This is a genomic window from Neobacillus bataviensis LMG 21833 (assembly GCF_000307875.1).
Taxonomy (GTDB): domain Bacteria; phylum Bacillota; class Bacilli; order Bacillales; family Cytobacillaceae; genus Neobacillus; species Neobacillus bataviensis.
In genome coordinates this window covers 1-759 of sequence record NZ_AJLS01000076.1, presented here as the reverse complement: position 1 = coordinate 759, position 759 = coordinate 1, and the positions used below count along the sequence as shown (strand labels likewise).

Genomic DNA, 759 nt, shown 5'->3' with positions numbered 1-759 from the left:
TTTTGTCGATTTTCGGTCGGCAAAAACTTTAAATGGTATTGAACGGTCTGTTTAGCTAGTCCTAGCTCGTCCGCCAACTCTTTTATCGTTTTTAAGTCTTCACTCATGGTTTAAGTCCTGTCTTTTAACCGTTGGTAGATAGTGCTCGATTGCTTTTTTGAGATACTTACAGATATTTTTCTTTGAGTAGTCCTCTTGTTTAGCTCCCACATAAGACAAGTGGTCTTTGACCCCATTAAGCCCTCGTAAGTCTTTCAGTTCGTCATAGAGAGGGTACACGTGTGCTTGTAAGCCTGAAAGAATTTTAGTATCCGTCAAGTCTAGATAAGACAATAAGAAATGTTCCATAAGCAACTTGGTATACGGACTTTTTAGGGCTTGTACCGTCAGCATGTCTTCGGTTTCAGCTTTACGTGCTTTATCTTCTTGATAAGCCCTATCGTCCAACTTGTAACTGTTATCGTCTGCTTTCCGTTTCTTCTCAATATGAAAGACAATAGAGTCAATGCTCCGCCCTGCTTTCTTTTTCTCATAGGTTACATTAAAAGAGGTGTGAGCGTTGATTTCTTCTAACGGTTCTTTTAAAATTTTACGAGTAAAATTTGTCATCGCTTTATATTCATTAATCGTATCAGTGATTTCTCGCAACTCTTTGACTGTGATTGAGGGGTTGCGGTAGGCTTCCACTTGCTCCGCTCTCCGTCCGCCTTTCACGCTGTAATGCTCGTATTGGTTATAATTCATGGATAACCAACGATA

The 759-nt window shown here is 39.9% G+C and carries 1 protein-coding gene and 1 pseudogene; both read right to left on the bottom strand.

The features are described from left to right. Positions 1 to 107 (bottom strand): ArsR family transcriptional regulator (locus tag BABA_RS26555; protein ID WP_157273176.1); only part of this gene is annotated, 107 nt, incomplete at its 3' end. Then, a pseudogene (locus BABA_RS12800) lies at positions 100 to 759 on the bottom strand (RepB family plasmid replication initiator protein); the annotation flags it as partial. The gene BABA_RS26555 and the pseudogene BABA_RS12800, both read right to left, overlap by 8 nt.